Genomic DNA, 26,816 nt, shown 5'->3' with positions numbered 1-26,816 from the left:
ATGCCATCCGCAACCCGCTGAATTTCGTCGGCTACGGCGAGCATTGCTGGGGCTTCACCGCAAGCGACGGTCCCGGCTGGACCAAGCGCACGGTGAACGGTGTCGAGCGGGAGTTCTTCGACTACATCGCCCGCGGCGCCCCCTTCGGTCCTGACGATGGGACCGTGTCGCCCTGGGCAGTCGTCGCCTCCCTGCCCTTCGCGCCGGAAATCGTCATTCCGACGGTCTGGAATTGTGCCCGTATGAATCTCGGCATGACCAGGCTTTACGGCTTCAGGCCCTCCTTCAACCGCAGCTTTCCGGCGGAAGGAACCGAATCCGGCTGGTGGGTCAGCCCCTATCATTTCGGCATCGACCAAGGCCCCGTGGTGCTGATGATCGAGAACTACAGGACCGGCCTGCTGTGGAACATCATGCGCCGCTGCGAGCCGATGGTGGTAGGATTGCGACGGGCAGGCTTCTCCGGCGGCTGGCTCTGACGGCCAAAGCAACAAAGGTACTCTGATGGACAGCCAGCCAGTGCCGATCAGAACAACCGCACTTCGCTTCGCACGGGCTGTCCGGATGCTGCTGACCTCCGAGGTCGGAGGCCGTGCCAAGTTGATGTTTGCCGGGCTTATTGCGCTGCTTTTCGGTCTGAACGGCCTCAACGTCGTCAACAACTACGTCGGCCGAAACTTTATGACGGCGATCGCCGAGCGCCAGATGAACGAGTTCATTCGGCAAGCGGTTTTCTACGTCTGCGTCTTTGCCGTTCTCACCGTCACCGGTGTTATCGCACGTTTTGTCGAAGAACGGCTGGCGCTGCTGTGGCGTGAATTCATGACGAGACGCGCCGTCGATCTCTATTTGGAGGAGGAGACCTATTATCGCGTGGAAGTCTCGGGGACGCTAAGCAATCCGGACCAGCGGATATCGGAGGACATCCAGGCGTTCACCGTCACCACGCTTTCCTACATCATCATGCTGTTCAGCAGCACGCTGACGGTGGTGACGTTCTCAGGCGTGCTCTGGTCGATCAGCCCGCTGCTCTTTGTCGTCGCTGTTTTCTATGCCGCCTGCGGCTCGTATATGACGATCGTGCTCGGTCGGCCGCTGATCGGCCTGAACTATGAGCGGCTCGACAGGGAGGCGAACTTGAGGTCGAGCCTCATGCACCTGCGCGAAAACGCAGAAGCGGTGATGGTGACCAGCGTCGAGGGGCAGCAGAAGACGCGATTGCTAGATCGCCTCGATGCCTTGGTCGTCAACATCTTGACGATTACCGCCGTCAATCGCAACCTGGCCTTTTTTACCAGCGGCTACAACTGGATGATCCAGATCATCCCGGATTTGATCATCGCTCCGGCTTTCATGCGCGGCGAAATCGAGTTTGGGGTGATTACCCAATCAGGTGCAGCCTTCGCCATGCTTGTCGGCGCATTCTCGCTGATCGTCAGGCAGTTCAACTCGATCTCGAATTTCGCCGTCGTCGTTTCTCGACTGAGCGCCTTGCTGGAGGCGATCGAGGAAAGCCGAAAAAGCAGCGTCTCGAGCATCGAACTGGTGAAGCAAGACGGCGATCTGGCCTTTGACCAGGTAACGCTGGGATCGGCAGTCACCCACCCATTGCTTCGCGATCTGTCGCTGTCGATCCCAATGGGAACGCCTGTGCTGATCTCAGGGCCGCATGCGGCCGCGGGGGCTGCGCTCTTCCGGGCCACCGCGGGAATTCCGACCGCCGGCACCGGGCGGATCGAGCGCCCGGAAAGTCTGATGTTTCTGCCGCAACGACCCTATCTGCCGCCGGGTCCTCTTCGGCAATATCTTCTGCCGCCTGGAAGTTCCGAAGGCATCTCCGATAGCCAGGTGCTCAATGTCTTGCGCAGCCTCGGTCTCGATGGGCTCGCCGATGGTGCCGAGGGGCTGGAGAAGGAACAGGATCGGGATATGTCCTTGGGCGACCAGCAGCTCCTGGCCCTCGCCAAGGTGCTTCTCGCCAGGCCACGGTATGTGTTTCTCGACCGGATCGAGGCAACGCTTGGTCGTGAGGCCTTGCGCAACACCCTGCGCCTTCTCCGCCAGAGTTCGATCACCTGCATCAACAACGGCGAGGAAGGCGATACACGCGACCTTTACGGCGCCTTCCTGGATTGCCGGGAGGATGGCAGCTGGACGTGGAAAGCCGATCGGACTTGATCAGCCCCATCCCGGCACGCAGTCAAGGCCGAGACCTGACCGGCATGCCCCGCCTGAGCGATCGCCCGATGACCGATTCTGACGCCGGCACTTACCGCGGCGCGACGATGCCCTGGTAGTAGTCGCCATCACCGCCGACGACCCGCGGCGGACCATTGTAGGTTTGTGAACAGGCGGCCAGCGTGGTGAGCGCAAGCAACAATACGATCGTTCTCATGAAGTCCCCTTCTGGCCTGCATGCCGGCTATGTCCTTGAGACTTGGGAGAATCTGAGGCGGAGCCGGTTAGAAAACAAGTACTGAAATGGTGGTATAACAAAATCTATGATCGTTGAAGATGCAATCTTCAACGATTGCCGCCCGCTATGGGGCGGCAATCCGGACACGGTCAACAATGGATGAATAGGTCGCCTAGATCGGGCGCTGCCGGTTGGTCTGTTCGCGCTCTCTCCAGTACTGCAGCCGAAGTCGCGGCGCCATGATCCAGGCGATGAACGGCGTGACGAGGAAACAGCTGACGACCACGATCGGGATCGCATATTTGGCGTTGGCCGTGAGGGCCGGTACCGACAGAACGATCAGGATCCCGATGGCGAACAGGATGGCGTTGATCATCAGGCCGACCATGATCGCGAGTTGCAGGCGGACGGACATTTCGACCTCCCGAAGCTTCGGGGCGCTACGCCCCTTAAGCGTGCATTTGCGCGGCGGATTGTAGCAGACAGCTCTCATTCGCGAAATGGTGGAGTTCGCGCGGCGTCTCGCCCCTGTCGCGGGCGCAAATCTGCTCTATGCTTTTAGGCGAGCGATTGAAGACGCACGCGCCGGCCCGGCAAGGCTCGGGGAACGTGGTCGATCCGCGCTCGCCCAAAGGAGATCGCATGACGAGCCCATACGAAACGCTCGGTGTCAGCCGCGACGCGACGCAAAAGGACATCCAGAGCGCCTATCGCAAGCTTGCCAAGAAGCTGCACCCGGATCTCAATCCGGGAGACAAGGGCGCGGAGGACCGCTTCAAGGCGGTTTCAGCGGCCTATTCCTTGCTTGGAGACGAAGACAAACGCGGAAAATACGATCGCGGAGAGATCGACGAGACCGGAGCGGAAACGCCGCCCCGGCACTACTACCGCGACTATGCCCAATCAGGCGATGCGGGGGCACGTTACGAAAGCGCGCATGGCTTTTCTGATTTTGCTGAAGCGGACGATATCTTTTCGAGCTTCTTTTCACGGCGCGCGGGCGGGCAGCAGCAGCGCCAGCGCGGTCGCGATACCCATTTCTCGATGGAGATCGCATTTCTCGACGCGGCCAACGGCACCAAGACCCAGATCACCCTCCCCGGCGGCGGACCGGCGCTCGACCTGACCATTCCGCCCGGCACGCGCGATGGCCAGACGCTGAGGCTGCGCGGCAAGGGAGAACCGGGTCGCGACGGCGCACCGGCCGGCGACGCGCTGATCGATATTCGCGTCCGCCCGCATCCGCTCTTTGCCACGGATGGTGACGACGTGCGCTACGAGGTGCCGATATCGCTGAGCGAGGCCGTGCTCGGCGGCAAGATCCGCGTTCCGACGATCGATGGTGCCGTGAACGTTTCGATCGCTCCGCACACCAACACGGGCAAGACGCTGCGGCTGAAGGGCAAGGGACTGCACAAGCCCGGCGGTGGCCATGGCGATGCCTATGTCAGCCTGAAGATCGTGCTGCCGCAGGCCCCCGACCCGGCGCTTTCCGCCTTCGTCGAAGGCTGGGCCGCCGGCAAGACGGAAGATCCGCGCAAGGGCATGGGAGGATGACCTATGAACGACCGTGAATTTTGCGAACATCTCGATATCGAGGTCAAGGTTCTGCGCATCTGGGTCGAGCAGCGCTGGCTGATGCCCCAGGAGGCTGACGCCGGCTGGCTGTTCGAGGATGCCGACCTTGCGCGCGCGCGTCTGATCCAGGATCTGACGGGCCCCATGGGGGTCAATGACAACGGCGTCGACGTGGCCATGCAACTGCTCGACCAGGTCCACAGCCTACGGGGTCGCCTAGCGGTGTTGATGAACGCCATTCGCTCCCAGGAGCCGGCGGTTCAAAAGCTCATCTTGTCGAGCGCCGAGGAGGATTAGGCAACGGCCGGCTCGTTCAGCAGCCCGATCGTTTCGGCGACAAACAGGGTATCGACGAACTCCGTAAGGTCGACGATCCGATCGTCCCGGAACGTGAACTTGTCGATGATCTCGGTTCGCTCGCGGGTCTGCGACGGGATGAAGCGAACAAAGCCGGCGCGGTGGACGATGACGGTATCGCCATCGGCATAGCAGCCGACCATCTCCATCTCGCTCAGGTCCCAGTTCTTGACGAGCGTCGTGAAACTGTCGCGCACTGTTTCCGGCGTGTTGACGGCCAGTGCCATCGTGCCGAGCCTGCCGCTTCCCACGATGCGGAAGCTGAAGTCCGGATCGAGTTGCGCCATCATGGTGTCGAGGTCGTTGACATCGCGGGCGAGATAAAGGGCCCGCACCCTGAATTCCAGCATGCTTCGCTCAGTCATGACAGCCTCCCCGTTTCTATTAGAACGAGTGTGTTTTAACTTTAGTGATCGCGCAAGTATTAGTGGTGTTCCGGCCCGCTTCGCACCGGTCGCAGTGACCATCGTTAGAGTTTTCCTAAAATGCAACCACCAGTTTTTACCCGCCTTCAGGTGAAACTGAGCGACAAGAATGAATTGCTAACGGGAAGGCAGAGAAAACGTGACACAGGTCGTCACAGTATCCGCAACGACGGCGGCTTATGCGGCAGAAGCGCTGAAGCCGTCTGCACGTGTGCGTGGCGACGGTCCGACCGATGAAGCGATCACGTTGCTCTCAGCGCGGCGCACCGAAGAGCCCAAGTTGACGCCGGTCTCGATCCCGAAGACCAAAGGCGCCCTGCCCCTCTCCTTCATGCTGGCCACGGCCGACGGCCGTCTGCCGGAGCGCTCGGAAGCCGAAGCCCTGCGCCGGTATCTCGAATTCATGCGCGATGACGACGGCGGTTCCGAGAAGCAGGAAAACGAAGGCCGGCAGGATGAACCCGCCGGCCAAGAGGATGAAAGCGACGCCGCCTGAGGCGGTATCGCGATTTCTCGGGTCAATGATGCTTTTGGCCGCCGGCTGCCTCACCGCCCTTGGCCGAGCCGACCGGGAACGTCGCATCGACCTTGCCGGCCTTTTCGAAGACGAGCGTGACGGGAACCGTATCGCCTTCCTTGAAGGGCGTCTTCACTTCCATGAACATCAGGTGCAGGCCGCCGGCCTTGAGCTCCACCGTTTCGCCGGCCGGCAATGCCACGCCGTCGTCGAGCTTGCGCATCCGCATCACGTCGTTTTCCATCTTCATCTCGTGGATCTCGACACGCGCGGCCGCAGGGCTCTCGACAGCAACGAGCCGGTCTTCACCTGCCCCACCGTTCTTGATCGTCAGGAAGCCGCCGCCGACCTTGGCGCCCGGCAGCATGGCCTTCACCGAGCCACCAAAGATATCGAGATCGCCGACCTTCGCCGAGCCGCCGGCCGCAGCCATATGTCCGCCATGGCCGGCGTGCGGATCGGCAGCATCGGCCATCGTCACCGTTACGGTCGGTGCCGGGCTTTTCAGGTCATGTGCGTTCTGGCCCTCGGCAGCCACCTGGTCCCAGACGACCTTGCCTTCGGTGCCGCAAAGCTGTGTGGTCGGGAAGGCCAGCACTGTCTCCTTGTCGAAGCCCGAGACTTTGCCGCGCACGACAAAGGTGTCGTAGTATTCGTTGGGAAGATTGCCGCCCTTCCACCGGATCTCCAGTGGGCCGGACGAGACCTTCTTGCCGTGATTGTCATAGGTCTTCTGGTAATCGCCCTTGATGATCTCGATTTCCCAGCCGGGCTTCGGCTGCGGTTGGGCGAAGACGAAGCCTTCCGGCAGCTTGATCTGTACTTCCGTCGTCGGCTTGCCGTCGCAGCCATGCGGAACCTGCAGCACCGCCTTGAAGGTGGTCTCCACCGGCGCCGTGTCTTTCTCGAAGGTGGCATGGGCGTGGGCGATGCCGCTTGCGGCAAGGGTAAGGCCGAGCGAAAGCAAAACGATCCTGGTCTTTGTCATGTCGTAATCTCCTGACCACGCGCCGGGCTTTGCCCGATGTCCGGTGGTCCAAGCCGCTTGAACGCGGCAAATTGTATTGGGATGCGAGAGGAGAATTACGAACGCGCCGGAGGCCCGCGCGAAGGCGGCAGCAACCGCAGATGCTGATGGGGTGTCGCGTATTCAGCGACAGCTGCCGAAACCTGCCACGCGCCCGTTTCGGCGCGAACGCTCTCGGTTGGCGGAGCCGGCAGCAGGATAGAGCCCGAAAGACGGCAGGCCTCGCAGACCGGGGCCATCGCCTTGCCCTTGCCGCTTTCGTGGTCGACGCCATCCATGCCGAAGCAGATTTCGGCGATCGTTCCGTCAGGCAATTGATAGGCGGAAATTTCGGCCGGGCTCAGGCTCTTGGCGCTGAGCGGCTTGTGGGCAAAGGTCAGGAAAACGAGCGCAAAGACGGCGATCAGCCGCACTGCTATCCCGAATTTTCCGTCGCGCCCTGTCATGGTTATCCCCGGTATCTGTCTTGGGTTATCCTCAACCGGAGAAGAATGCAAAGGCAGAATTGCCGCACCCTGCCCGGCTGCGTCTTTTGGTCATGCGACAAAAATGTGTTTCGGCGCGACACCGCCCCCTTGCCAAGCTCTGGCCTTCGCCGTTATCTGGAGACGATCTTGTTGGGAGAAGCCGGTTCACTCCGGTGCCGAAGGAGCAACCGCCCCGGAAACTCTCAGGCCAAAGGACCAGCAAGGTGCCGGTAGGACTCTGGAGAGAAGCGTTTTACGCTCGCCGAAGGGATAACAATCTCAGGCAAAGGGACAGAGGGGGCTCGAATCGACGGCGATTGACGCCGGAAGTGTGAGCCGGCGCGGGAGCGCCAGACCTGGAGGCCGGATTTGGAAAACAATCCTCATTTGAAACAGACGCCGCTGCATGCGCTGCACCTTTCGCTGGGCGCCCGCATGGTACCCTTTGCCGGTTACGACATGCCGGTGCAGTACCCCGATGGCGTGATGAAGGAACACCAGCACACCCGTGTTGCTGCCGGTCTCTTCGATGTATCGCATATGGGCCAGGTCATCGTTCGGCCGAAGTCCGGCAAGATCGAGGACGCGGCCCTGGCGCTCGAAAAGCTGGTGCCGGTCGATGTGCTCGGCCTTGCCGAGGGCCGCCAGCGTTATGGCCTCTTCACCAATGCCGAAGGCGGCATCCTCGACGACCTGATGATCACCAACCGCGGCGACCATCTCTTCCTCGTCGTCAACGCCGCCCGCAAGGACGCCGACTTCGAGCTCCTGAAGGCCGGTCTCTCCGATACCTGCGACGTGACGATGCTCGACGATCGCGCGCTGATCGCGCTTCAGGGCCCGCACGCCGAAGCCGTGCTCGGCGAACTCTGGGCTGATGTCTCCGCCATGCGCTTCATGGACGTCGCCGAAGCCGACCTGCATGACGTCACCTGCATCATTTCCCGCTCGGGCTATACCGGCGAAGACGGTTTCGAGATCTCCATTCCCGTTGCCTCCGCCGTCGATGTCACCCAGCGCCTGCTCGAACATCCCGATGTGAAGCCGATCGGCCTTGGCGCCCGCGATTCGCTGCGTCTTGAAGCCGGTCTTTGTCTCTATGGCAACGACATCGACACCACCACTACCCCGGTCGAAGGGGCGCTCGAATGGGCACTGCAGAAGGCGCGCCGCGCCGGTGGCGCCCGCGAAGGTGGTTTCCCCGGTGCCGATCGTATCCTCGGCCAGTTCGCCGCTGGCGCCTCGCGCCGCCGCGTCGGCCTGAAGCCCGAGGGACGCGCGCCGGTTCGTGGCGGCGCTAACCTCTTTGCCGATGCCGAGGGCAAGACCCCGGTCGGCCAGGTGACCTCGGGTGGCTTCGGCCCCTCGGTCGATGGCCCGGTCGCCATGGGCTATGTCGATGCCGGCCATATCGAGAACGGCACCACCCTTTTTGCGGAAGTGCGCGGCAAGTACCTGCCGGTGGCGGTCGCCGCCCTTCCCTTCGTCAAACAAACCTACAAACGCTGATCAGGAGAGAGCGCACATGTTGAAGTTCACTGAGGAACACGAGTGGCTGAAAATCGAAGCTGGTGTCGCAACCGTCGGCATCACCGAGCATGCCGCCGGCCAGCTCGGCGATCTCGTCTTCGTTGAACTGCCGGAAACCGGCTCGAACTTTGCCAAGGGCGATAGCGCCGCCACCGTCGAATCCGTCAAGGCAGCTTCCGACGTCTATTGTCCGCTTGACGGCGAAATCGTCGAAGTGAACCAGGCGATCGTCGACGACCCGTCGCTCGTCAACAGCGACCCGCAGGGCGCTGCCTGGTTCTTCAAGCTGAAGCTTGCCAACCCCAGCGATGCCGATGCCCTCCTCGAGGAAGCGGCCTACAAGGAGCTCGTCGCCTGATGAGCATGCCCAAGGATTTCACGTTTACGGACTACAAGCCGTATGATTTCGCCAATCGGCGTCATATCGGCCCGTCGCCGGCCGAAATGGACGAGATGCTGAAGGTCGTCGGTTACCCGACGCTCGATGCGCTGATCGACGACACCGTGCCGCCGTCGATCCGCCAGAAAACGCCGCTTGCCTGGGGCGCGCCGATGACCGAGCGCGAGGCGCTCGACAAGATGCGCGAAACGGCCAACCGCAACCAGAAGCTCGTGTCGCTGATCGGCCAGGGCTACTACGGCACGATCACGCCGCCGGTCATCCAGCGCAACATCCTGGAAAACCCGGCCTGGTACACGGCCTATACGCCCTACCAGCCGGAAATCAGCCAGGGCCGCCTCGAAGCGCTGCTCAACTACCAGACCATGGTCTGCGACCTGACTGGCCTCGACGTTGCCAACGCGTCGCTTCTCGATGAAGCGACCGCAGCCGCTGAAGCGATGGCGATGGCCGAGCGCGTTTCGAAGTCGAAGGCCAAGTCCTTCTTCGTCGACGAAAATTGCCATCCGCAGACGATCGCGCTTCTGAAGACCCGCGCCGAGCCGCTCGGCTGGCAGATCGTCATCGGCAATCCCTTCGCCGATCTCGATCCGGTCGACGTCTTCGGCGCGATCTTCCAGTATCCGGGCACCTACGGCCATGTGAACGACTTCACCGGCCTGATTGCCCGCCTGCACCAGACTGGCGCTATCGCGACCGTTGCCGCCGATCCGCTGGCGCTGGCGCTTCTGAAGTCGCCTGGCGAAATGGGCGCCGATATCGCCATCGGCTGCACCCAGCGCTTCGGCGTTCCGGTCGGCTATGGGGGTCCGCATGCGGCCTATATGGCCGTCAAGGATGCACACAAGCGCTCGATGCCCGGCCGCCTCGTCGGCGTCTCGGTCGACGCGCGCGGCAACCGCGCCTATCGCCTGTCGCTGCAGACCCGCGAACAGCACATCCGCCGCGAAAAGGCGACGTCGAACATCTGCACCGCGCAGGTTCTGCTCGCCGTCATGGCCTCGATGTACGCCGTCTTCCATGGACCGAAGGGCATCAAGGCGATCGCCCAGAGCGTTCACCAGAAGACCGTTCGTCTCGCCATGGGCCTCGAAAAGCTCGGCTACACGGTCGAGCCCGATGTGTTTTTCGACACGATCACCGTCGAAGTCGGCAAGCTGCAGGGCATCATCCTCAAGACCGCAGTCGCCGAGGAAGTGAACCTGCGCAAGATCGGCGAGACCAAGATCGGCATCAGCCTCGACGAGCGCTCGCGCCCCGTCACGCTCGAAGCCGTCTGGCGCGCCTTCGGTGGCGACTTCAAGGTGGAAGAGTTCGAGCCGGGTTACCGCCTGCCGCAGCCGCTGCTGCGCACCAGCGAATACCTGATGCACCCGATCTTCCACATGAACCGCGCCGAAAGCGAGATGACGCGCTACATCCGCCGTCTGTCGGACCGCGACCTGGCGCTCGATCGGGCGATGATCCCGCTCGGCTCGTGCACGATGAAGCTGAACGCGACCGCCGAGATGCTGCCGATCACCTGGCCGGAATTCTCGGAGATCCATCCCTTCGTGCCGAAGGATCAGGCGGCTGGCTACCAGCACATGATCGAGGACCTGTCGGAGAAGCTCTGCGCCGTCACCGGCTATGACGCGATCTCCATGCAGCCGAACTCCGGTGCACAGGGCGAATATGCAGGTCTCCTGACGATCCGTGCATACCACCTTGCGCAGGGCAACGCCCATCGCGACGTCTGCCTGATCCCGACCTCGGCGCACGGCACCAACCCTGCGTCGGCCCAGATGGCCGGCATGAAGGTGGTCGTCATCAAGGTCAGCGAAAACGGCGACATCGACATGGATGATTTCCGTGCGAAAGCCGAGCAGTATGCCGAAAATCTCTCGTGCTGCATGATCACTTACCCCTCGACGCACGGCGTGTTCGAGGAGAACGTGCGTGAGGTCTGCGAGATCGTGCACAAGCACGGTGGCCAGGTCTACATGGACGGCGCCAACATGAACGCCATGGTCGGCCTTGCCCGCCCCGGCGACATCGGTTCCGACGTCAGCCATCTCAATCTGCACAAGACCTTCTGCATTCCGCATGGCGGCGGCGGTCCCGGCATGGGCCCGATCGGCGTCAAGGCGCATTTGGCGCCATACCTGCCCGGCCACCCGGAAACGGACGGCCAGGACGGCGCGGTTTCGGCTGCTCCCTTCGGTTCGGCCTCGATCCTGCCGATCTCCTGGAGCTACTGCCTGATGATGGGCGGCGAAGGCCTGACCCAGGCGACGAAGGTGGCGATCCTCAACGCCAACTACATTGCAGCAAGGCTCAAGGGCGCCTACGAGGTGCTCTACAAGTCGTCGAAGGGCCGTGTCGCGCATGAGTGCATCATCGACACCCGTCCGCTGGTCGAAAGCGCCGGCGTCACCGTTGACGACGTCGCCAAGCGCCTGATCGACTGCGGTTTTCACGCCCCGACCATGAGCTGGCCGGTTGCCGGAACTCTGATGATCGAGCCGACCGAATCGGAAACCAAGGCCGAGATCGACCGATTCTGCGAGGCAATGCTTGCCATCCGCGAGGAAGCCCGTGCGATCGAGGAAGGTCGCATGGACAAGACCAATAACCCGCTGAAGAACGCTCCGCACACGGTCGAAGACCTGGTCGGCGAATGGGATCGGCCCTATTCGCGTGAGCAGGCCTGCTACCCGCCGGGCGCCTTCCGGGTCGACAAGTACTGGTCGCCGGTCAATCGTGTCGACAACGTCTTCGGTGACCGCAACCTCGTCTGCACCTGCCCGCCGCTCGAAAGCTACGCGGAAGCCGCAGAGTAACGACATCGACCGGCGGAGCAGCAATGCTCCGCCGGTTGTTTTCTCCGGCGTGGCCGCGCCCGGACGGATGCGCGCCTGTGCGCTCGACCCCATTCCCCCAAAAAAGTGGCGTGCAATACCGATCGCGTGAAGACAGCTGGCCTATCGGCGCGCGCTCATGCCCGGTGGCAGGATTGTGCTTTCGACCCAGAAGCGAATGAACGCTTCGGCGAAGCGACGATATTCGATGACCGAAGACGGCTTTGCCGCATAGGCATTGGCGCCGGCACCGTAGCAGTGAAGCACGTCGGCCGGATTGATCGAGGACGTCAGCACGATGATCGGGATGAGCGCAGTGGCACGGCTCTTGCGCACGCGCCTTAGGAGCTCGATCCCATCGCTGCCGGGCAGCTTGATATCCATCAGCACGTAGTCGAAGTGCCCGCTGGAGAGCTGTTCCACGGCCTCGTCCGCGTCGGTCACCAGGACGAGTTCGATCGATTTGTCGATCTGGGCAAAGGCGCGCATCACGAAACGCGCATCGTGCGCGTCGTCTTCCACCAAGAGCAATCGCTTTGGCGTCGAGGTCACCTTGTTCCGCCCTACTTCGCCTTCCTCAGCCACCTCGGAAGCAACACGACGAAACGTGCGCCTTCTCGGAAGCTCGTGTCAAGGCAGATCGAACCGCCATGGCTTTCGGCGATGCGTTTGGCGAGCGACAAGCCGATTCCCGTGCCGCCATAGACCGTCTCATCCTTGTGCAGCCGCTGGAACACTTCGAAGATGCGCGTCGCAAACCGCGGATCGATGCCGATGCCGTTGTCCTCTACGACCAGTTCCACCGTTTGGTGCAAAACGCTGCCGTGGATGCGGATGACCGGGGGGCGGTCGGCGTGCCGGTACTTGATTGCATTGCCGACGAGGTTCTGGACCAGGCGGCGCAGCAGCTCGGGATCCCCTTCCAGTTCCGGCAGTGGGCCTACCTCGAAGGTTGCGTTTGCGTCGTTTGCGTCACCGGCGAGAATCGTCAGCGTCTCCGAGACGACGTCGCTCAGCCGCACCTGGGTCCAGTCGGTGATGCGATGCGCGATCTGCGCATAGTCGAGCAGGCTGTCGACCACGCGGTTCATCCGCTGGACGCTGTCGCGCAGGTGCCGGGCATTTTCCGCAAGTTCGGTCTGATTGCCTGCCTTGAGGTCGTCTTCGATCATCTCGGAGAACATCGAGATGTGCCGAAGCGGCGCCTTGAGATCGTGGGAGACGGTGGCGGTGAACTGATCGAGCGCCTCGTTCTTGTGTTCCAGTTCCTGCCGTTGCCGCTCGAGCGCGAGCTCGGCGCGCTTCAGATCCGTGACATCGACACGCGCGACGACCGTGTTGCCATCCTTGGCCTTGATGTTCTCAACCCTCAGCCAGCGGTCGTCGGCATAGCGGTGGATCTTCGGCTTTCCGTCCGGATAGCGGAAATCGCGCAGACGCGAGGCGATCCATTCGTTGCCTTCGCGCGTGCCCGGCAAGGCGTCCGGGTAGTGACCGCCCTGGCGCGCCAAGAGCAGGATTTCCTCGGCGGTGATGCCGGGCTTGAGTGCCGGACCGGCAGGCCCGCAGATCGCCTGATAGGCCCTGTTATAGACGACCAGCCGTTCCTCCCTGTCGAAGATGGCAAAGCCTTCAGGCATTGCTTCGAGGGCTGCATTCAGCATCTCGGAAGCCTTCTGCCGTTCGCTCACCGCTTCGGTCAGGTCCGAAACGTCTCTGATGATACCGATAAGCGCCAGTTCCTCGCCTTGGTCGTTGATCAGGGGCGTGGTGCGCAGATGCCCGGAAAATGTCGAGCCGTCACGCCTGATATAAAGATAGTTCGAAGTCCGGGGGGCGGTTTCGTCCACGCGCGCCGCCCGGTTCTGCAGGCGCTTGGCATATTCCGCATCGGTCGCGTAGATCAGGCGCACGGATCTGTCGATGAACTCCGCGGACGGATAACCGAACTGGCGAAGTGCTGCATTGTTCGCGGAACGGATGATCCGCTCGGCGTCGATGATGATCACGGGATCGGGAAACGTTTCGTAGAGCGCCTTGAAGACGAGATCTTCGTTCAACGCCGCCATGTCCCTCTCCCTATTCCATAGATGTGTATCTCAGCAGAAAAAAGGCCCGGCGAAAACCGGGCCGACCTATTCAATTGAAGGAATGGTAAAACTCAGTTGGCGCGCACTACGGCGTCACCCTGTGCCGCAAGTGCGGCCAGATCGGCCGGCTTCAGCTCGACCGATTCGCCACATCCGCAGGCGGATGTCTGGTTGGGATTGTGGAAGGTGAATCCGGAGCGCAGCGTCGTCACTTCGAAATCCATCTGCGTGCCGAGCAGATAGAGCACGGCTTCCGGCGCAATCCAGACCTTGGCGCCCTGATGCTCGATCAGGTCGTCCTTGGGGTTCGGCTCGGTCACGAGATCGACGGCATATTCCATGCCGGCGCAGCCACCCTTCTTGATGCCGACGCGAATGCCCTTGGCATCGGCGCCGGAATTCTCGACGATCGCGCGCACGCGGCCGGCAGCGGCATCGGTCAGGCTCATCACGGCAAAGCCCATGGGCTCATTCTCCTTGTCGTCACCGGGGTAAAGGCCCGGCGCCTTACAGAATCAAATGTAGTATCCGTGCCTTAACGGATCAATACGCGAGGCTCAGTACCACCCGACGGCGACCTGTGCTTCCTCGGACATCCGGTCCGGCGTCCACGGCGGATCGAAGGTCATTTTGACCTCCACACCCGAGACGCCCTCGACGGCGCCGACGGCGTTCTCGACCCAGCCCGGCATCTCGCCCGCCACCGGGCAGCCGGGTGCTGTCAGCGTCATGTCGATCTTGACCATGCGGTCGTCTTCGATGTCGATCTTGTAGATGAGACCGAGTTCGAAGATGTCGGCCGGGATTTCCGGGTCGTAGACGGTCTTCAGCGCCGCGATGATGTCGTCGCTGAGGCGCGCAATCTCTTCGGTTGGGATTGCCGAATGCACGATGCCCTCGCGGACGTCGACCTTTTCTTCCGTTGCATCAAGGCTCATGTCGGCCTCCTGGACTTTCTCTAGTGGTTCAGCAGATTGGGATAAATCCCTGAACCTTTTACAAACTTCTTAGGCGAAGAACTTTCGTGCATGCTCCAGCGCGTCGACCAGCGCATCGACCTCGGCCCGTGTGTTGTAGAGCCCGAAGGATGCACGGCATGTGGAGGTCACGCCGAAACGTTTCAAGAGCGGCTGGGCGCAATGGGTACCGGCGCGAACAGCGACACCGGCACGGTCGATCACCATCGACACATCGTGCGAATGAATGCCGGCAAGCTCGAAGGCGAAAATGCTGCCCTTGTCGGGCGTGTTGCCGAAGACCCGCAGCGAATTGACCGACGAGAGGCGCTCGCGCGCATAGGCCGTCAGATCGGCTTCATGCGCCTGGATCGCTGCACGACCAAGCTTGTCCATGTAATCAAGCGCATAGCCAAGGCCGATTGCCTGCACGATCGGGGGCGTGCCGGCCTCGAAGCGGTGCGGCGGATCGTTGTAGGTAACATAATCCTCGGTCACCACCTCGATCATCTCACCGCCGCCGAGGAACGGTCGCATCTCCTTCAGCCGGTCCGTCTTGCCGTAGAGCACACCGACACCGGAGGGGCCGTAGAGCTTGTGGCCGGTCATCACGTACCAGTCGCAATCGATGTCCTGGACGTCGACTGGCATGTGCACGGCGCCCTGGCTGCCGTCGACGAGTACAGGGATGCCGCGCTCGCGGGCGATGCGGCAGATTTCCTTGACCGGAACGACGGTTCCGAGCGCATTCGACATATGGGTGATGGCGATGAGCTTGGTCTTGTCCGTCAGGCACTTGACGAAATCTTCGACGTGCAACGCGCCGTCGTCATCGACCGGGATCCAGACGAGCTTGGCGCCCTGGCGTTCGCGCATGAAATGCCAGGGAACGATGTTGGAGTGGTGCTCCATGATCGACAGCACGATCTCGTCGCCCTCGCCGAGCTTCGGCATGCCGTAGCCATAGGCGACCGTGTTGATCGCCTCGGTCGAAGACTTGGTGAAGATGACGTTGTCGACCGACGGGGCATTGAGGAAGCGGCGCACCTTTTCGCGTGCCGCCTCATAGGCTTCCGTCGCGGCATTCGACAGGAAATGCAGGCCGCGATGGACGTTGGCGTATTCGTTGGAATAGGCATGGGAGATCGCATCGATCACGACCTGTGGCTTCTGTGCCGATGCGCCGTTGTCGAGATAGACGAGCGGCTTGCCGTAGACGGTTTTCGACAGGATCGGAAAATCCTTGCGGATCGTTTCGACGTCGTAGGCGGGCACCGGTACAGAGTGTTCCATGTCTTCAATCCAATTTCGCCACGTCGCCGCGCGTCCCTGAGGACGCGCTAAGCGCACTGCAACATGTTGAAGTCCTGCGCAATTTTACCCCAAATCGACGCCGATTTAAGGAATTACGCAGACAGCCCGTCAGGCGTGCCTGTCGAGCCAGGTCGAGATGACCTCTTCCAGCGCCTCGACCAGCGCCTCGTCATCTTCCAGCTCTTCGACGATCTCGGCAACAAAGGCATTGACGAGCATGGCCCGAGCCTTGTTTTCCGGAACACCGCGCGCCATCAGGTAGAAGAGCTGCGTGTGGTCGATATCGGCAACCGTCGCACCGTGGCCGCACTGCACGTCGTCGGCGAAGATCTCCAGCTCAGGCTTCGCCGAGAGATCGGCGTCGTCGGACAGAAGCAGCGTGTTGCATGCCATCTTCGCGTCGGTCTTCTGCGCGTCCTTGGCAACCAGGATCTTGCCCTGGAACACGCCCTTGGCACGATCGAACACGACGTTGCGGATGATCTCCGTCGACGTGGTGTGCGGTACGTTGTGGCCGAGCGTGAAGGTCACGTCCGTGTGGCTCTCGCCGCCGAGCAGGTTGATGCCGCGCAGTTTGAAATCCGCACCCTCGCCGCTCGTCTTGCCATGGATCTCCTGGCGCACCAGCTTGCCGCCGGCGTTGATCACGAAGAGATGCAGCTTGGCATTCTTGCCGAGGTCGAAGCGGATCTGGCCGAGATGGGTATCGGCAGCGCCCTGCTGCTGCAGGATGATCCAGATGACATCGGCACCGTCGGCGAGCGTAATGTCGCTAACGGAGGAGACGAAGCTCTCGCCGTCTTTGGTCGACAGATGCCGCTCGATCACGGTTGCCTTGGCGTTGGCGCCGAACGTCACCGGGAAGCGCGTATGCGCCTGGCCGACACTCTGTACCAGCTGAATTTCCAGCGGATTTTCGACCGTTGCATCATCGCCGACGGCGATTTCGAGACCGCCGCGCACGAGACCGCCGTTGATGCGGCCGATCGCGTCGTCAAAGCCGAGCACAGCGAGGCCAGCCGTGGCCGAACCGTCGAGCAGGCTGTCGACATAGGAACGGACCGTCACGCCCTCGGGAAGGTTGCCCTTGACCTCGGCCTGGCCGTTTCGGACCGAAAACACCGTCGAGCCCGGAACCAGCGCGTCGATGCGATCGGCAAAAGCCGTCGGATCGGTAGCCGGCACCGCGCGCAGCAGCGTGCGCAGGTCGGTGTAGTGCCAGGATTCGACACGGCGGGTCGGCAGACCCGCAGTCCTCAGTTCGTGCACCAGCGTGTCGCGAACCGAAAGCACCGAACCGTCACCCGGCAGATCGCCGATCTGCGCGGTATAGGCGTCGACGAGCGCCGTCTCGGCCGCCGTCATCTTGATTGCCTGTTGCATATTCATTCGAACACTCCTTCAACAGGCTCTAAGCTGCGGCCTCGATGATATCCGCGTAGCCGTTGGCTTCGAGTTCGTGCGCCAGCGTCTTGTCGCCCGACTTGATCACCTGGCCCTTGTAGAGGACGTGTACGGTGTCCGGCACGATGTAGTCGAGCAGGCGCTGGTAGTGGGTGATGACGACGACGGCGCGATCCGGCGAACGCAGGGCGTTGACGCCGTCGGCGACGATCTTCAGCGCATCGATGTCGAGGCCGGAGTCGGTTTCGTCGAGCACGCAAAGCTTCGGCTGGAGCAGCGACATCTGCAGGATTTCGGCGCGCTTCTTCTCACCGCCGGAGAAGCCGACGTTGAGCGGGCGACGCAGCATTTCCGGTGCGATCTTCAGCTCGGCAGCGGCTTCCTTGACGCGGCGCATGAATTCCGGCGTCGTCAGCTCGTCTTCACCGCGATACTTGCGCTGTTCGTTCATCGCCACCTTCAGGAACTGCATGGTGGCAACGCCCGGGATTTCGACCGGGTACTGGAAGGCAAGGAAGATGCCCTTGGCCGCACGCTCGGACGCGTCGAGTTCCAGGATGCTTTCGCCGTTGTAGAGGATATCGCCTTCGGTGACTTCGTAATCTTCGCGGCCCGACAGGATGTAGGAGAGCGTCGACTTGCCGGAGCCGTTCGGGCCCATGATGGCGGCAACTTCGCCGGCCTTCACGGTCAGGTTCAGGCCACGGATGATCTCGGTGCCGTCTTCGGCGATGCGGGCGTGCAGGTTCTTGATTTCAAGCATTTCTATCGTCCTCTTGGGAAACGAACGTTCGTTCGCGCGCAAACTCTCGGTGCGCGCCATTCAATTTTCAGTCCAGGGCCTTAGCCCACCGAGCCTTCAAGCGAGATGCCGATCAGCTTCTGCGCTTCGACGGCGAATTCCATCGGCAGTTCCTGGATGACTTCCTTGACGAAGCCGTTGACGATCAGCGCGATCGCCGCTTCGGTCGGGATGCCGCGCTGCAGGCAGTAGAACAGCTGGTCCTCGGAAATCTTCGACGTCGTGGCTTCGTGCTCGAACTGTGCCGTCGAGTTCTTCGCCTCGATGTAAGGAACGGTATGCGCGCCGCACTTGTCGCCGATCAGCAGCGAATCGCACTGGGTGAAGTTGCGGGCATTCTCGGCCTTGCGGTGGGCCGAAACCTGGCCGCGATAGGTGTTTTCCGAGACGCCGGCAGCAATACCCTTGGAGACGATGCGGCTCGACGTGTTCTTGCCGAGGTGGATCATCTTGGTGCCACTGTCGATCTGCTGGTGACCGTTGGACACCGCGATCGAGTAGAACTCGCCGCGCGAACCGTCGCCGCGCAGGATGCAGGACGGATACTTCCAGGTGATCGCCGAACCGGTTTCGACCTGCGTCCAGGAGATCTTGGAGTTCTTGCCACGGCAATCGCCACGCTTGGTGACAAAGTTGTAGATGCCGCCCTTGCCTTCCTTGTCGCCCGGATACCAGTTCTGGACCGTCGAGTACTTGATCTCTGCGTCATCGAGCGCAACGAGTTCGACGACGGCGGCATGAAGCTGGTTCTCGTCGCGCTGCGGTGCGGTGCAGCCTTCGAGATAGGACACGTAGGCGCCCTCTTCGCAGATGATCAGCGTGCGCTCGAACTGGCCGGTGTTCTTCTCGTTGATACGGAAGTAGGTGGACAGTTCCATCGGGCAACGAACGCCCTTCGGCACGTAGACGAAGGAGCCGTCGGTGAAGACTGCGGAGTTCAGCGTCGCATAGTAGTTGTCGGTCGTCGGAACGACGGAACCGAGATACTTCTTGACGAGATCAGGGTGCTCGCGGATCGCCTCGGAGATCGACATGAAGATCACGCCGGCCTTCTTCAACTCTTCCTTGAAGGTGGTGACGACCGAGACGCTGTCGAAGACGGCGTCGACGGCGATCTTCGATTTCTGTACGCCGGCCAGGATCTCCTGTTCCTTCAGCGGAATGCCGAGCTTCTCGTAGACCTTGAGGATTTCGGGATCGACTTCGTCGAGCGACTTCGGGCCCGTCACGCCCTTGGGAGCGGCGTAATAGTAGATCTCGTTGAAGTCGATCTTCGGATAGCTGACGCGTGCCCAGGTCGGCTCGTCGAGCGTCAGCCAGCGGCGATAGGCCTCAAGACGCCATTCCAGCATCCATTCCGGCTCGTTTTTCTTCTCGGAGATGAAGCGAATGATGTCTTCCGAGAGACCCTTCGGGGCCTTCTCGACTTCGATGGTCGTCTCAAAACCGTATTTGTACTGGTCAACGTCAATCTGACGGACCTGATCAATGGTCTCCTGCACGGCAGGCATGTCGTTCTCCAATCTTGCCGGATCCAAGGTCCGGCAGCTTGTCAACACGATGCGCTTGGCACACCGCTTATGTAATGGCTAAAAGGCGCTTTTCACCCTGTTTGCCAAGCGGAAAATTGCTTTTCCGCAATTTCGTCCGGTCGTTCCGCTCAGGCTGCTTGCCCGGGCGCTCGTCTTCTTGCTGCTACCTTTGCAAAGACCGCGGCGCAACGGTCGATATCAGCCTGTGTCGTGCCCTCGCCGATCGAGATTCGAAGTGCGCCCTGGCGCGGATCGTAACCCATCGCCGTCAGCACGTGGCTCTGCCCGACCTTGCCCGAGGAGCAGGCGGAACCCGCCGACAACGCCACACCTTCGAGATCGAAGGCAATCTGCCCGGTCTCGGCCTTGAGGCCAGGGAGCGTGAAGAAGATCGTGTTGCCAACGCGCGAAACGTCGCGGCCGTGAATAACCACGTCGGTTGCCGCGGCCAGCATCTCGCCTTCGAGCATGTCGCGCAACGCGCTGACCACGCCCATTCGTTGGCCGACATCTTCGCCGACCTTCCGGGCGGCCGCTGCAAAGCCGGCAATCGCCACCGGATTTTCAGTCCCGGAACGGTGCCCCTTTTCCTGTCCGCCGCCGCGGATCAGCGGTGCGGGCATCATAACCTCGCCGCGCGCCACCAGCGCGCCGGCGCCCTTCGGGCCGCCGATCTTGTGCGAGGAGACGATCAGGAAATCGGCGCCGAGGTCTTCAATCGAAAGCGGCACGCGGCCGGCGGCCTGCACCGCGTCGACGACGAGAATGCCGCCATGGGCGCGAACGATCTCGGTGATCTCGGCGATCGGCTGGATGATGCCCGTCTCGTTGTTGACCAGCATGACGGCAACCATCGGCAAGCCGAGCTGGCGATCATGCGCGGATAACAGCTCCCTCAGCACCGGGAGATCGACGACGCCGTCTGAAATCACCGGGATTTCGCTGAGGGCTTCGCGCGGAAAGCGTCCGCCTTCGCGCACAGCCGGGTGCTCGATCGCCGAGGCATAGAGCCGGCCGATCTTCAGCGGCGTGCGGCCCATGCGGAAATCGGGCGTAAGCACCAGGTTGGCCGCTTCCGTGGCGCCGCTGGTAAAGATGACGCTGCCAGGCTTGGCGCCGCAGAGCGCTGCCACGTCGCGACGGGCGTTTTCGATCAGCGTGCGCAACGCGCGGCCCTCTCCGTGAACGGAAGAAGGGTTGCCAAGGAGGTCGAGCGCCGACAGGCAAGCCTCGCGCGCTTCGGGCAGAAGCGGCGCCGTGGCGTTCCAGTCCATATAGATGCGCGAACTCGACATGATTTCCTTCGCTAGATCAACAGGTCACAGGCCCGCAACCTCTGGCGATGCATTTTCCTTGAATTTTCCGCGCCGCTTGCCTTATGAGACGAAGCACAAGGCGGAATGCCCGCACAGAAGTTTTGAACGGTTCTAAACTAGGTTTTAGAAAAGCTGACTGCTTTCGTCAAGACTCATCGCGATCTGAACCCAAGATTCGAACCAGGAACACTCCCGGAGAGCCAATGCCCGAAATCATCTTCAACGGACCCGCCGGCCGCCTCGAAGGCCGTTATCAGCCTTCGAAGCAGAAGAGCGCGCCGATCGCCATCATCCTGCACCCGCACCCGCAGTTCGGCGGCACGATGAACAACCAGATCGTCTACCAGCTCTTCTATATGTTCCAGAAGCGCGGCTTCACCACGCTCCGGTTCAACTTCCGCGGCATCGGCCGCAGCCAGGGCGAATTCGACCACGGCGCCGGCGAGCTTTCGGATGCGGCATCGGCGCTCGACTGGGTGCAGAGCCTGCATCCGGATTCGAAGAGCTGCTGGGTTGCCGGCTATTCCTTCGGTGCCTGGATCGGTATGCAGCTCCTGATGCGCCGCCCGGAAATCGAAGGCTTCATGGCCGTCGCGCCACAGCCGAACATCTACGACTTCTCGTTCCTCGCGCCCTGCCCGTCCTCGGGCCTGATCATCAATGGTGATTCCGACAAGGTCGCGCCGGAAAAGGACGTCAACGGCCTCGTCGAGAAGCTGAAGGCGCAGAAGGGCATTCTCATCACCCACAAGACGGTGCCCGGCGCCAACCACTTCTTCAACGGCCAGGTCGAAGGCCTGATGACGGAATGCGAGGACTACCTCGACCGTCGCCTCAACGGCGAACTGACACCGGAGCCGGCCGCCAAGCGTATTCGCTGAAAACCCGGGCCACGTACAGGAGCGCCGCGTACCCCTTCGGGTGCGCGGCGTTTTCTTATGGACAAATGCGCCCCATGGTCGTGCGCCCGAAGGCTGCAACAACTCTCACCCGATAGGATGAGTTTCAGCGCCGTGTGATCGGCGTATAGTGCAAGTCTAGGCTGTCTGGGTGGGGCAGAGCCGAGCAGCATTCACGGGAGGGAGCCATGTCGCAGGTGTCGAATGTGTCGGCGTGCGAGCCGAGGTGGCTAACCCTGCCCGCCACTCCGCAGCTTCCGGCTGGCGGACGTGAGGGTGTTGTCGAGCTCGCGGACGCCAGGATCTGGCACGCGGTGTATGGTTCGGGTGCTCCCGTCATTTTGCTACATGGCGGGCTAGGCAATTCCGACTATTGGGGGCTTCAGGTCACGGAGCTCGCCAAAACCTGTCAGGTCATCGTGATGGACAGCCGGGGGCACGGACGCAGCTCCCGAGGTGGTGGGAGCATGAGCTATGAACTCATGGCAGGCGATGTCATGGCACTGATGGCTCACCTGACGTTGCCAAAGGCGGTCATCATCGGCTGGAGCGACGGCGCGATTATCGGGCTCCTGCTGGCGATGCGGCATCCGGATCTCATAGCCGGTGTCTTTTCCTTCGGGGCAAACAGCAATCCATCCGGAACACACGATTTTACCAAGAGCGTCGTCTTCAACGCCTATATCGCGCGAACGGGCGAAGAGTACGCCCTGCTGTCGTCGACGCCAGGGGGATTTAAGCGCTTCTTCGACGAGATGATGGCGATGTGGACTTCGCAGCCGAACATCACGGCCGACGACCTTCAGAAAATCCGGGTCCCTGTCTGGGTGGTGGATGGCGACCATGACGAAGCCATCAAACGGGACGACACGCTGTTCATCGCCGACAACATTCCGGGGGCCGGCCTGTTGATCCAGCCTGAGGTCAGCCATTTTTCGATACTGCAGAACCCGCACCAGTTCACCGAAGACATCCTCCGGTTTCTCCGAGAGAAATGCATCGGCTAGACGCCGGTCGTCTATGACCGCCCGATCCAGTGTGGAACGCTTGGGTTGACGACCGTGGTCGGTGCTTCGGCACATTCGACACGGTTGCGACCGTTGGCCTTGGCTGTATAGAGTGCCTCGTCGGCGCGCTGTATCACCGGATCGAGCGCCTCGCCGATGCCGACGGCCGTGACGCCGAAGCTCGCCGTCACCCTTGCTGCTTCCGGAAGTCCGCCGATCTGCTGGGACATGATCGCCGCACGCATGCCGTGGGCGACGACGCGTGCTTCGGACAGGTCCGTGCAGGGCAGAAACACCGCGAACTCTTCGCCGCCGAGACGGCCGGCGACGGCGCGGTTGGGCATCACGTCCATCAGCACCCGGGCGAATCGGCGAATGACTTCGTCGCCAGTGAGGTGGCCATAGGTGTCGTTGACCAACTTGAAGCGATCGAGGTCGGCAAGAATGACTGTTCCCGGCGTCTGGGTGGTGCGGGCGTGCAGGAGCGGCATGACCCGTTCGATGAAGCCACGGCGATTGTAGAGGCCGGAGAGCAGGTCGATTTCCGAGCGCGCCTGCGCGTCGTCGACAATCTCCTTGACCATCACGCCGAGCATGGCAAGGCCGGCGCCGACGATGAGGATCGCACCGAGCGCCTGCGAGATGAGCGCAAACGGGCTGGAAACATAGTCCTGGGCCGTTACGCCCGAGCCTGCGACGACCGCGGCATAGATCTTTACGAGGTAGTAGGCGGCCGAGAGCGCCAGCAGGCCGAACAACAGCCAGTCAAAGAAGGTGCGACGGCCGGAGCGAAGGACGACCGATGCCGTCCACGCCTGGATCACGACAAAGGGCGCCTGGTACGGGATCGCATGCTCCCAGGTGCCTCTCGGCAGGTCGTAGATCGCCAGGTCCAGGGAAACGCCGGCAACGAAGAAGGCGCCGAGCAACGGCACGCGCACCGGCACTTGATAGAAAAGGCCGAGGCCAAAACGCAGAAGACAGAAGCCGCCGAGCACGCAGGCAAAGGCGCTGACGGCAAAGAGCCGCGGGGTCGAGGAAAAGGGAACGATCGTTTCGCAGACGGCTGCAAGCGAGGCGACGGCAAATCCGGCAGCGCACCAGAGCGCCGCACGCCGCTGCCGGCTCTTTGCGGCAATGATGAGAAATGCGGCCGTGAAGATCTGCGCGATGATAAAATTCACGGCCAGCAGAGAAATCGCACCACCCATCGACGAACCCGAAACCCTCGTGCGGCACCAAGCCGCTCCTCGCCACCTCCAGTGGCAGCGGCTGAGATCCTAATTCGCTGTTGCGAAAATTTGATTAATCCGTTGGGATGACGGACTTATGGCGAAACGCGAGATCAACTTCAAGTTCTTGCCGCGCGCCGGCCGCCGCTGACCGGTTGCCGCGCGCCCGTCGTTCCCGGATAGGTAAGCGGCAGGCCTCGCAAGGCACGCACGGCGAGGTAGGCCCAGGCCTCGGCCTCCATCGAATCGCCGTTGAAGCCCACCGCCTCCGCCGCAAGCACTGTCGCGCCCTCTACTTCGGCAAGCGAAGCGAGGTCACGCATGATCACCGGATTGAGCCGGCCGCCGCCGCAGACGACATAGGTGACTGGCCGCTGTGGCAAGTGCCCCGCCGATTTGATGATCGCTGCCGCCGTGACATGGGCAAGCGTACGTGCGCCGTCGGCAAGGCCGGCATCGCTTCCGGCCGGTGGTGCAAAATCGTTCCGGTCCAGCGAGCGGCGCGTGGCCGCGGTGAAGAAGGCATTGGTGAGATAGCGTTCGGCAAGCGCCGGCAGCACCGTTCCCTCGCTGGCGATCATGCCGCCCTGGTCGAAGGGAATGCCGGCATGCGCTTCGACCCACTGGTCGATCAGCGTGTTGCCGGGGCCGCTGTCATAGGCAATGAGCGTCTCGCCTTCGCCAATGAAGGTCAGGTTGGAAATGCCGCCGATGTTGACGAAGACAACCGGTGCTGGAAGGCCGGCCGCGCCTCGCGCCAGTGCTGCGTGGTAGGCGGGGATCAGCGGCGCGCCCTGCCCTCCATGTTCCATGTCGTTGGCGCGCATGTCGTAGACGACATCGATGCCCGTTTCTCCGGCAAGGAGCGCGCCGTCGCCGATCTGCACCGTCAGGGCCTCGTCTGGGCGGTGCAGCACGGTCTGTCCGTGAAAGCCGAGCACGTCGATATCAGCCGCCGACAGGTTGTTCTGTTTGAGGAAGGTCCTGACCGCTTCTGCGTGTCGCAGCGTCAGGTCGTGCTCAAGCGCATCAAGGGCGCCCGGCCTTTGGTCACGTTGCGTGATCGCCTTCGCTTCAACCAGTCCCTGCTTCAAACGATCCCGAAATCGCGCGTCATAGGGAAAGCTGGCGGATGGTCCGCGCTCGACGACGGTCTCCCCGTCGGTTCGCAACAGGGCCACGTCGATGCCGTCCATGCTCGTGCCACTCATCAGGCCGATTGCGGTTCTTGTCTGTGTCATGCGGGTCAATATTTCCAGAATCACTTTTGAAGTGATTATGCGCAAAAACAGTGCTAAACGCCCGTTCGTTCAAAAACTCCCCCCGCAAGAGAGACAGATCATGTCCGGTTTCAAGTCCGATTTCCTTCACACCCTCAGCGAGCGTGGCTTCATCCACCAGATCTCCGACGAGACTGGCCTGGACGAACTGTTCCGGAAGGAAACCGTGACGGCCTATATCGGCTTCGACCCGACGGCGCCGAGCCTGCATGCCGGCGGCCTGATCCAGATCATGATGCTGCACTGGATGCAGGCGACCGGCCACCGGCCGATCTCGCTGATGGGCGGCGGCACCGGCATGGTCGGCGACCCGTCCTTCAAGGACGAGGCTCGCCAGCTGATGACGCCGGCGACGATCGACGCCAACATCGCCAGCATCAAGACGGTGTTCTCCAACTACCTCAGCTATGGCGAAGGCCCCAAGGACGCGTTGATGATCAACAACGCCGACTGGCTGCTCGGCATCAACTACCTCGAATTCCTGCGCGACGTCGGCCGTCATTTCTCGGTCAACCGCATGCTGTCCTTCGACAGCGTCAAGACGCGGCTTGATCGCGAGCAGTCGCTGTCCTTCCTCGAATTCAACTACATGATCCTGCAGGCCTACGACTTCGTCGAGCTGCACAAGCGCACCGGCTGCCGCCTGCAGATGGGCGGCTCGGACCAGTGGGGCAACATCATCAACGGCATCGACCTCGGCCACCGCATGGGCACTGAGCAGCTCTATGCCCTGACCTCGCCGCTTCTGACCACCTCGTCGGGCGCAAAGATGGGCAAGTCGGTCAACGGCGCCATCTGGCTGAACCCGGACATGCTGTCGGCCTATGACTTCTGGCAGTACTGGCGCAACACCGAGGATGCGGACGTCACCCGCTTCCTGAAGCTCTACACGACCCTGCCTATGGCCGAGATCGATCGGCTCTCCGAGCTTGGCGGCTCTGAGATCAACGAGGTCAAGAAGATCCTGGCAACCGAGATCACCGCCATGCTGCACGGCCGACCGGCCGCCGAGCAGGCGGCGGAGACCGCTCGGAAGACTTTCGAGGAAGGCGCGCTCGCCGCCGACCTGCCCTCGGTCGAGATCCCGACTGCTGAGCTTGAAGCCGGCCTCGGCCTGCTGACGCTGATCGTACGCGCCGGTCTTGCCGCTTCCAACGGCGAGGCTCGTCGCCATGTCCAGGGCGGTGCCGTCAGGATCAACGACGAGGCCGTCAGCGACGAGCGTCGGATCATCGGCACCGGCGACGTGACCGCCGACAATGTCGTCAAGCTGTCTCTCGGCAAGAAGAAGCACATTCTGGTGCGCCCGGCCTGAACCGGAGCGCCACTCAAGAATTTGAAGGGCCGGCCCGACAGCGCCGCGCGTCTGTTAAGACGCGCAAAGGTCGCTGTAGAACTTTGAAGTGCTGCATGTTTTGTCCTTAAAT

The 26,816-nt window shown here is 62.0% G+C and carries 27 protein-coding genes and 1 riboswitch; of the genes, 11 read left to right on the top strand and 16 right to left on the bottom strand.

The genetic code is table 11. The features are described 5' to 3' along the window. On the top strand, positions 1-479 hold a 479-nt coding region (locus IB262_RS04450; protein WP_281435713.1), incomplete at its 5' end, for a glucoamylase family protein. A 25-nt stretch (positions 480-504) separates the two neighbouring features. Beyond that, the gene (locus IB262_RS04445) at positions 505-2,178 is read left to right on the top strand and encodes an SbmA/BacA-like family transporter (protein ID WP_060585144.1); all 1,674 of its coding nucleotides are present in this window, start codon (positions 505-507) and stop codon (positions 2,176-2,178) included. A gap of 91 nt (positions 2,179-2,269) precedes the next feature. Here the strand turns inward: IB262_RS04445 and IB262_RS36450 are convergent, their stop codons facing one another. Continuing rightward, positions 2,270-2,395, bottom strand: a complete 126-nt coding sequence (locus IB262_RS36450; protein WP_255380881.1) for a hypothetical protein — start codon at positions 2,393-2,395, stop codon at positions 2,270-2,272. A gap of 193 nt (positions 2,396-2,588) precedes the next feature. Beyond that, complete coding sequence (locus IB262_RS04440) at positions 2,589-2,831, bottom strand: hypothetical protein (RefSeq protein ID WP_060520773.1); 243 nt, start codon at positions 2,829-2,831, stop codon at positions 2,589-2,591. 227 nt (positions 2,832-3,058) lie between these two features. On the opposite strand from IB262_RS04440, the gene IB262_RS04435 reads away from it, so the two are divergent. Both IB262_RS04435 and IB262_RS04430 read left to right on the top strand, forming a co-directional pair. Then, positions 3,059-3,973: a J domain-containing protein gene (locus IB262_RS04435; protein WP_060585138.1), complete on the top strand. Its 915-nt coding sequence runs from the start codon at positions 3,059-3,061 to the stop codon at positions 3,971-3,973. 3 nt (positions 3,974-3,976) lie between these two features. Then, positions 3,977-4,291: a chaperone modulator CbpM gene (locus IB262_RS04430; protein ID WP_060520771.1), complete on the top strand. Its 315-nt coding sequence runs from the start codon at positions 3,977-3,979 to the stop codon at positions 4,289-4,291. Here the strand turns inward: IB262_RS04430 and IB262_RS04425 are convergent. Then, positions 4,288-4,716 (bottom strand): nuclear transport factor 2 family protein, encoded by a 429-nt coding sequence (locus IB262_RS04425; RefSeq protein ID WP_112976725.1) that lies wholly within the window; start codon positions 4,714-4,716, stop codon positions 4,288-4,290. The genes IB262_RS04430 and IB262_RS04425 overlap by 4 nt on opposite strands. A gap of 199 nt (positions 4,717-4,915) precedes the next feature. On the opposite strand from IB262_RS04425, the gene IB262_RS04420 reads away from it, so the two are divergent. Then, the gene (locus IB262_RS04420; RefSeq protein WP_034794298.1) at positions 4,916-5,272 is read left to right on the top strand and encodes a hypothetical protein; all 357 of its coding nucleotides are present in this window, start codon (positions 4,916-4,918) and stop codon (positions 5,270-5,272) included. A gap of 22 nt (positions 5,273-5,294) precedes the next feature. Here the strand turns inward: IB262_RS04420 and IB262_RS04415 are convergent, their stop codons facing one another. Both IB262_RS04415 and IB262_RS04410 read right to left on the bottom strand, forming a co-directional pair. Further along, a complete protein-coding gene (locus tag IB262_RS04415) occupies positions 5,295-6,281 on the bottom strand; it encodes a DUF1775 domain-containing protein (RefSeq protein WP_112976726.1) in 987 nt (328 codons plus the stop codon). Positions 6,282-6,376: 95 nt separating this feature from the next. Next, positions 6,377-6,766 (bottom strand): hypothetical protein, encoded by a 390-nt coding sequence (locus IB262_RS04410; protein ID WP_192493400.1) that lies wholly within the window; start codon positions 6,764-6,766, stop codon positions 6,377-6,379. Positions 6,767-6,928: 162 nt separating this feature from the next. Next, positions 6,929-7,016: riboswitch (glycine riboswitch) on the top strand. Positions 7,017-7,156: 140 nt separating this feature from the next. Here IB262_RS04410 and gcvT point away from each other — a divergent pair. Genes gcvT through gcvP form a run of 3 tightly spaced genes read left to right on the top strand, consistent with a single transcriptional unit; the run spans position 7,157 to position 11,539 of the window. Beyond that, complete coding sequence (gcvT, locus tag IB262_RS04405) at positions 7,157-8,296, top strand: glycine cleavage system aminomethyltransferase GcvT (protein ID WP_192493399.1); 1,140 nt, start codon at positions 7,157-7,159, stop codon at positions 8,294-8,296. Positions 8,297-8,312: 16 nt separating this feature from the next. Continuing rightward, on the top strand, positions 8,313-8,675 hold the full coding sequence (gcvH, locus tag IB262_RS04400; RefSeq protein WP_034794310.1) for a glycine cleavage system protein GcvH: 363 nt from the start codon (positions 8,313-8,315) through the stop codon (positions 8,673-8,675). Further along, positions 8,675-11,539: an aminomethyl-transferring glycine dehydrogenase gene (gene gcvP / locus IB262_RS04395; RefSeq protein ID WP_192493398.1), complete on the top strand. Its 2,865-nt coding sequence runs from the start codon at positions 8,675-8,677 to the stop codon at positions 11,537-11,539. Before gcvH ends, gcvP begins: the two co-directional genes overlap by 1 nt. Before the next feature lie 141 nt (positions 11,540-11,680). Here gcvP and IB262_RS04390 read toward each other — a convergent pair whose 3' ends face one another. The 9 genes from IB262_RS04390 to IB262_RS04350 all read right to left on the bottom strand — a co-directional run bounded on the left by IB262_RS04390 (position 11,681) and on the right by IB262_RS04350 (position 20,950). Continuing rightward, a complete protein-coding gene (locus IB262_RS04390) occupies positions 11,681-12,109 on the bottom strand; it encodes a response regulator (protein ID WP_143556334.1) in 429 nt (142 codons plus the stop codon). An 11-nt stretch (positions 12,110-12,120) separates the two neighbouring features. Beyond that, positions 12,121-13,626 carry an ATP-binding protein gene (locus IB262_RS04385; protein ID WP_192493397.1) on the bottom strand — a complete coding sequence of 502 codons (1,506 nt, stop codon included), beginning with the start codon at positions 13,624-13,626 and terminating at the stop codon, positions 12,121-12,123. A gap of 92 nt (positions 13,627-13,718) precedes the next feature. After that, on the bottom strand, positions 13,719-14,111 hold the full coding sequence (gene sufA, locus IB262_RS04380; protein ID WP_034794319.1) for a Fe-S cluster assembly scaffold SufA: 393 nt from the start codon (positions 14,109-14,111) through the stop codon (positions 13,719-13,721). Positions 14,112-14,204: 93 nt separating this feature from the next. Continuing rightward, positions 14,205-14,585: an SUF system Fe-S cluster assembly protein gene (locus IB262_RS04375; protein WP_034794321.1), complete on the bottom strand. Its 381-nt coding sequence runs from the start codon at positions 14,583-14,585 to the stop codon at positions 14,205-14,207. Positions 14,586-14,654: 69 nt separating this feature from the next. Next, positions 14,655-15,896 (bottom strand): cysteine desulfurase, encoded by a 1,242-nt coding sequence (locus IB262_RS04370; protein ID WP_089044088.1) that lies wholly within the window; start codon positions 15,894-15,896, stop codon positions 14,655-14,657. A 129-nt stretch (positions 15,897-16,025) separates the two neighbouring features. Next, positions 16,026-17,306, bottom strand: a complete 1,281-nt coding sequence (gene sufD / locus IB262_RS04365; RefSeq protein WP_192493396.1) for a Fe-S cluster assembly protein SufD — start codon at positions 17,304-17,306, stop codon at positions 16,026-16,028. Positions 17,307-17,328: 22 nt separating this feature from the next. Further along, positions 17,329-18,084, bottom strand: a complete 756-nt coding sequence (gene sufC / locus IB262_RS04360; RefSeq protein ID WP_034794631.1) for a Fe-S cluster assembly ATPase SufC — start codon at positions 18,082-18,084, stop codon at positions 17,329-17,331. 80 nt (positions 18,085-18,164) lie between these two features. Next, positions 18,165-19,634 carry a Fe-S cluster assembly protein SufB gene (gene sufB, locus IB262_RS04355; RefSeq protein ID WP_060585120.1) on the bottom strand — a complete coding sequence of 490 codons (1,470 nt, stop codon included), beginning with the start codon at positions 19,632-19,634 and terminating at the stop codon, positions 18,165-18,167. A 149-nt stretch (positions 19,635-19,783) separates the two neighbouring features. After that, on the bottom strand, positions 19,784-20,950 hold the full coding sequence (locus tag IB262_RS04350; protein ID WP_192493395.1) for a cysteine desulfurase family protein: 1,167 nt from the start codon (positions 20,948-20,950) through the stop codon (positions 19,784-19,786). Positions 20,951-21,174: 224 nt separating this feature from the next. Here IB262_RS04350 and IB262_RS04345 point away from each other — a divergent pair, with 224 nt between their 5' ends. Together IB262_RS04345 and IB262_RS04340 are read left to right on the top strand one after the other, a co-directional pair. After that, positions 21,175-21,852: an alpha/beta hydrolase gene (locus tag IB262_RS04345; RefSeq protein ID WP_034794344.1), complete on the top strand. Its 678-nt coding sequence runs from the start codon at positions 21,175-21,177 to the stop codon at positions 21,850-21,852. A 206-nt stretch (positions 21,853-22,058) separates the two neighbouring features. Further along, complete coding sequence (locus tag IB262_RS04340; protein ID WP_112976732.1) at positions 22,059-22,877, top strand: alpha/beta hydrolase; 819 nt, start codon at positions 22,059-22,061, stop codon at positions 22,875-22,877. Between the two features lie 11 nt (positions 22,878-22,888). Here the strand turns inward: IB262_RS04340 and IB262_RS04335 are convergent, their stop codons facing one another. Together IB262_RS04335 and IB262_RS04330 are read right to left on the bottom strand one after the other, a co-directional pair. Next, a complete protein-coding gene (locus IB262_RS04335) occupies positions 22,889-24,088 on the bottom strand; it encodes a GGDEF domain-containing protein (protein ID WP_060585115.1) in 1,200 nt (399 codons plus the stop codon). Between the two features lie 140 nt (positions 24,089-24,228). Next, on the bottom strand, positions 24,229-25,350 hold the full coding sequence (locus IB262_RS04330) for an anhydro-N-acetylmuramic acid kinase (protein WP_112976733.1): 1,122 nt from the start codon (positions 25,348-25,350) through the stop codon (positions 24,229-24,231). A gap of 100 nt (positions 25,351-25,450) precedes the next feature. Between IB262_RS04330 and tyrS the strand changes: the two genes are divergently transcribed. After that, entirely contained in the window at positions 25,451-26,704 is a 1,254-nt protein-coding gene (gene tyrS / locus IB262_RS04325; protein ID WP_034794357.1) for a tyrosine--tRNA ligase, read from the top strand. Positions 26,705-26,816: the final 112 nt, after the last annotated feature.

Origin of the sequence: Ensifer sp. ENS02 (genome assembly GCF_014851885.1) — a bacterium.
Lineage (GTDB): Bacteria > Pseudomonadota > Alphaproteobacteria > Rhizobiales > Rhizobiaceae > Ensifer > Ensifer adhaerens.
This window is presented reverse-complemented; position numbering and strand designations above follow the sequence as displayed.

Bases quoted from the DNA above. Each gene is read 5' to 3' on its own strand.
- tyrS (WP_034794357.1), top strand. From the start codon at position 25,451: ATGTCCGGTTTCAAGTCCGATTTCCTTCACACCCTCAGCGAGCGTGGC.
- sufB (WP_060585120.1), bottom strand. From the start codon at position 19,634: ATGCCTGCCGTGCAGGAGACCATTGATCAGGTCCGTCAGATTGACGTT.
- IB262_RS04440 (WP_060520773.1), bottom strand. From the start codon at position 2,831: ATGTCCGTCCGCCTGCAACTCGCGATCATGGTCGGCCTGATGATCAAC.
- IB262_RS04335 (WP_060585115.1), bottom strand. From the start codon at position 24,088: ATGGGTGGTGCGATTTCTCTGCTGGCCGTGAATTTTATCATCGCGCAG.
- gcvP (WP_192493398.1), top strand. From the start codon at position 8,675: ATGAGCATGCCCAAGGATTTCACGTTTACGGACTACAAGCCGTATGAT.
- IB262_RS04445 (WP_060585144.1), top strand. From the start codon at position 505: ATGGACAGCCAGCCAGTGCCGATCAGAACAACCGCACTTCGCTTCGCA.
- IB262_RS04375 (WP_034794321.1), bottom strand. From the start codon at position 14,585: ATGAGCCTTGATGCAACGGAAGAAAAGGTCGACGTCCGCGAGGGCATC.
- IB262_RS04350 (WP_192493395.1), bottom strand. From the start codon at position 20,950: ATGTCGAGTTCGCGCATCTATATGGACTGGAACGCCACGGCGCCGCTT.
- IB262_RS04410 (WP_192493400.1), bottom strand. From the start codon at position 6,766: ATGACAGGGCGCGACGGAAAATTCGGGATAGCAGTGCGGCTGATCGCC.
- gcvH (WP_034794310.1), top strand. From the start codon at position 8,313: ATGTTGAAGTTCACTGAGGAACACGAGTGGCTGAAAATCGAAGCTGGT.
- IB262_RS04345 (WP_034794344.1), top strand. From the start codon at position 21,175: ATGCCCGAAATCATCTTCAACGGACCCGCCGGCCGCCTCGAAGGCCGT.
- IB262_RS04415 (WP_112976726.1), bottom strand. From the start codon at position 6,281: ATGACAAAGACCAGGATCGTTTTGCTTTCGCTCGGCCTTACCCTTGCC.
- sufC (WP_034794631.1), bottom strand. From the start codon at position 18,084: ATGCTTGAAATCAAGAACCTGCACGCCCGCATCGCCGAAGACGGCACC.
- sufD (WP_192493396.1), bottom strand. From the start codon at position 17,306: ATGAATATGCAACAGGCAATCAAGATGACGGCGGCCGAGACGGCGCTC.
- IB262_RS04385 (WP_192493397.1), bottom strand. From the start codon at position 13,626: ATGGCGGCGTTGAACGAAGATCTCGTCTTCAAGGCGCTCTACGAAACG.
- IB262_RS04425 (WP_112976725.1), bottom strand. From the start codon at position 4,716: ATGACTGAGCGAAGCATGCTGGAATTCAGGGTGCGGGCCCTTTATCTC.
- IB262_RS04370 (WP_089044088.1), bottom strand. From the start codon at position 15,896: ATGGAACACTCTGTACCGGTGCCCGCCTACGACGTCGAAACGATCCGC.
- IB262_RS04430 (WP_060520771.1), top strand. From the start codon at position 3,977: ATGAACGACCGTGAATTTTGCGAACATCTCGATATCGAGGTCAAGGTT.
- IB262_RS04435 (WP_060585138.1), top strand. From the start codon at position 3,059: ATGACGAGCCCATACGAAACGCTCGGTGTCAGCCGCGACGCGACGCAA.
- IB262_RS36450 (WP_255380881.1), bottom strand. From the start codon at position 2,395: ATGAGAACGATCGTATTGTTGCTTGCGCTCACCACGCTGGCCGCCTGT.
- IB262_RS04330 (WP_112976733.1), bottom strand. From the start codon at position 25,350: ATGACACAGACAAGAACCGCAATCGGCCTGATGAGTGGCACGAGCATG.
- IB262_RS04340 (WP_112976732.1), top strand. From the start codon at position 22,059: ATGTCGCAGGTGTCGAATGTGTCGGCGTGCGAGCCGAGGTGGCTAACC.
- sufA (WP_034794319.1), bottom strand. From the start codon at position 14,111: ATGGGCTTTGCCGTGATGAGCCTGACCGATGCCGCTGCCGGCCGCGTG.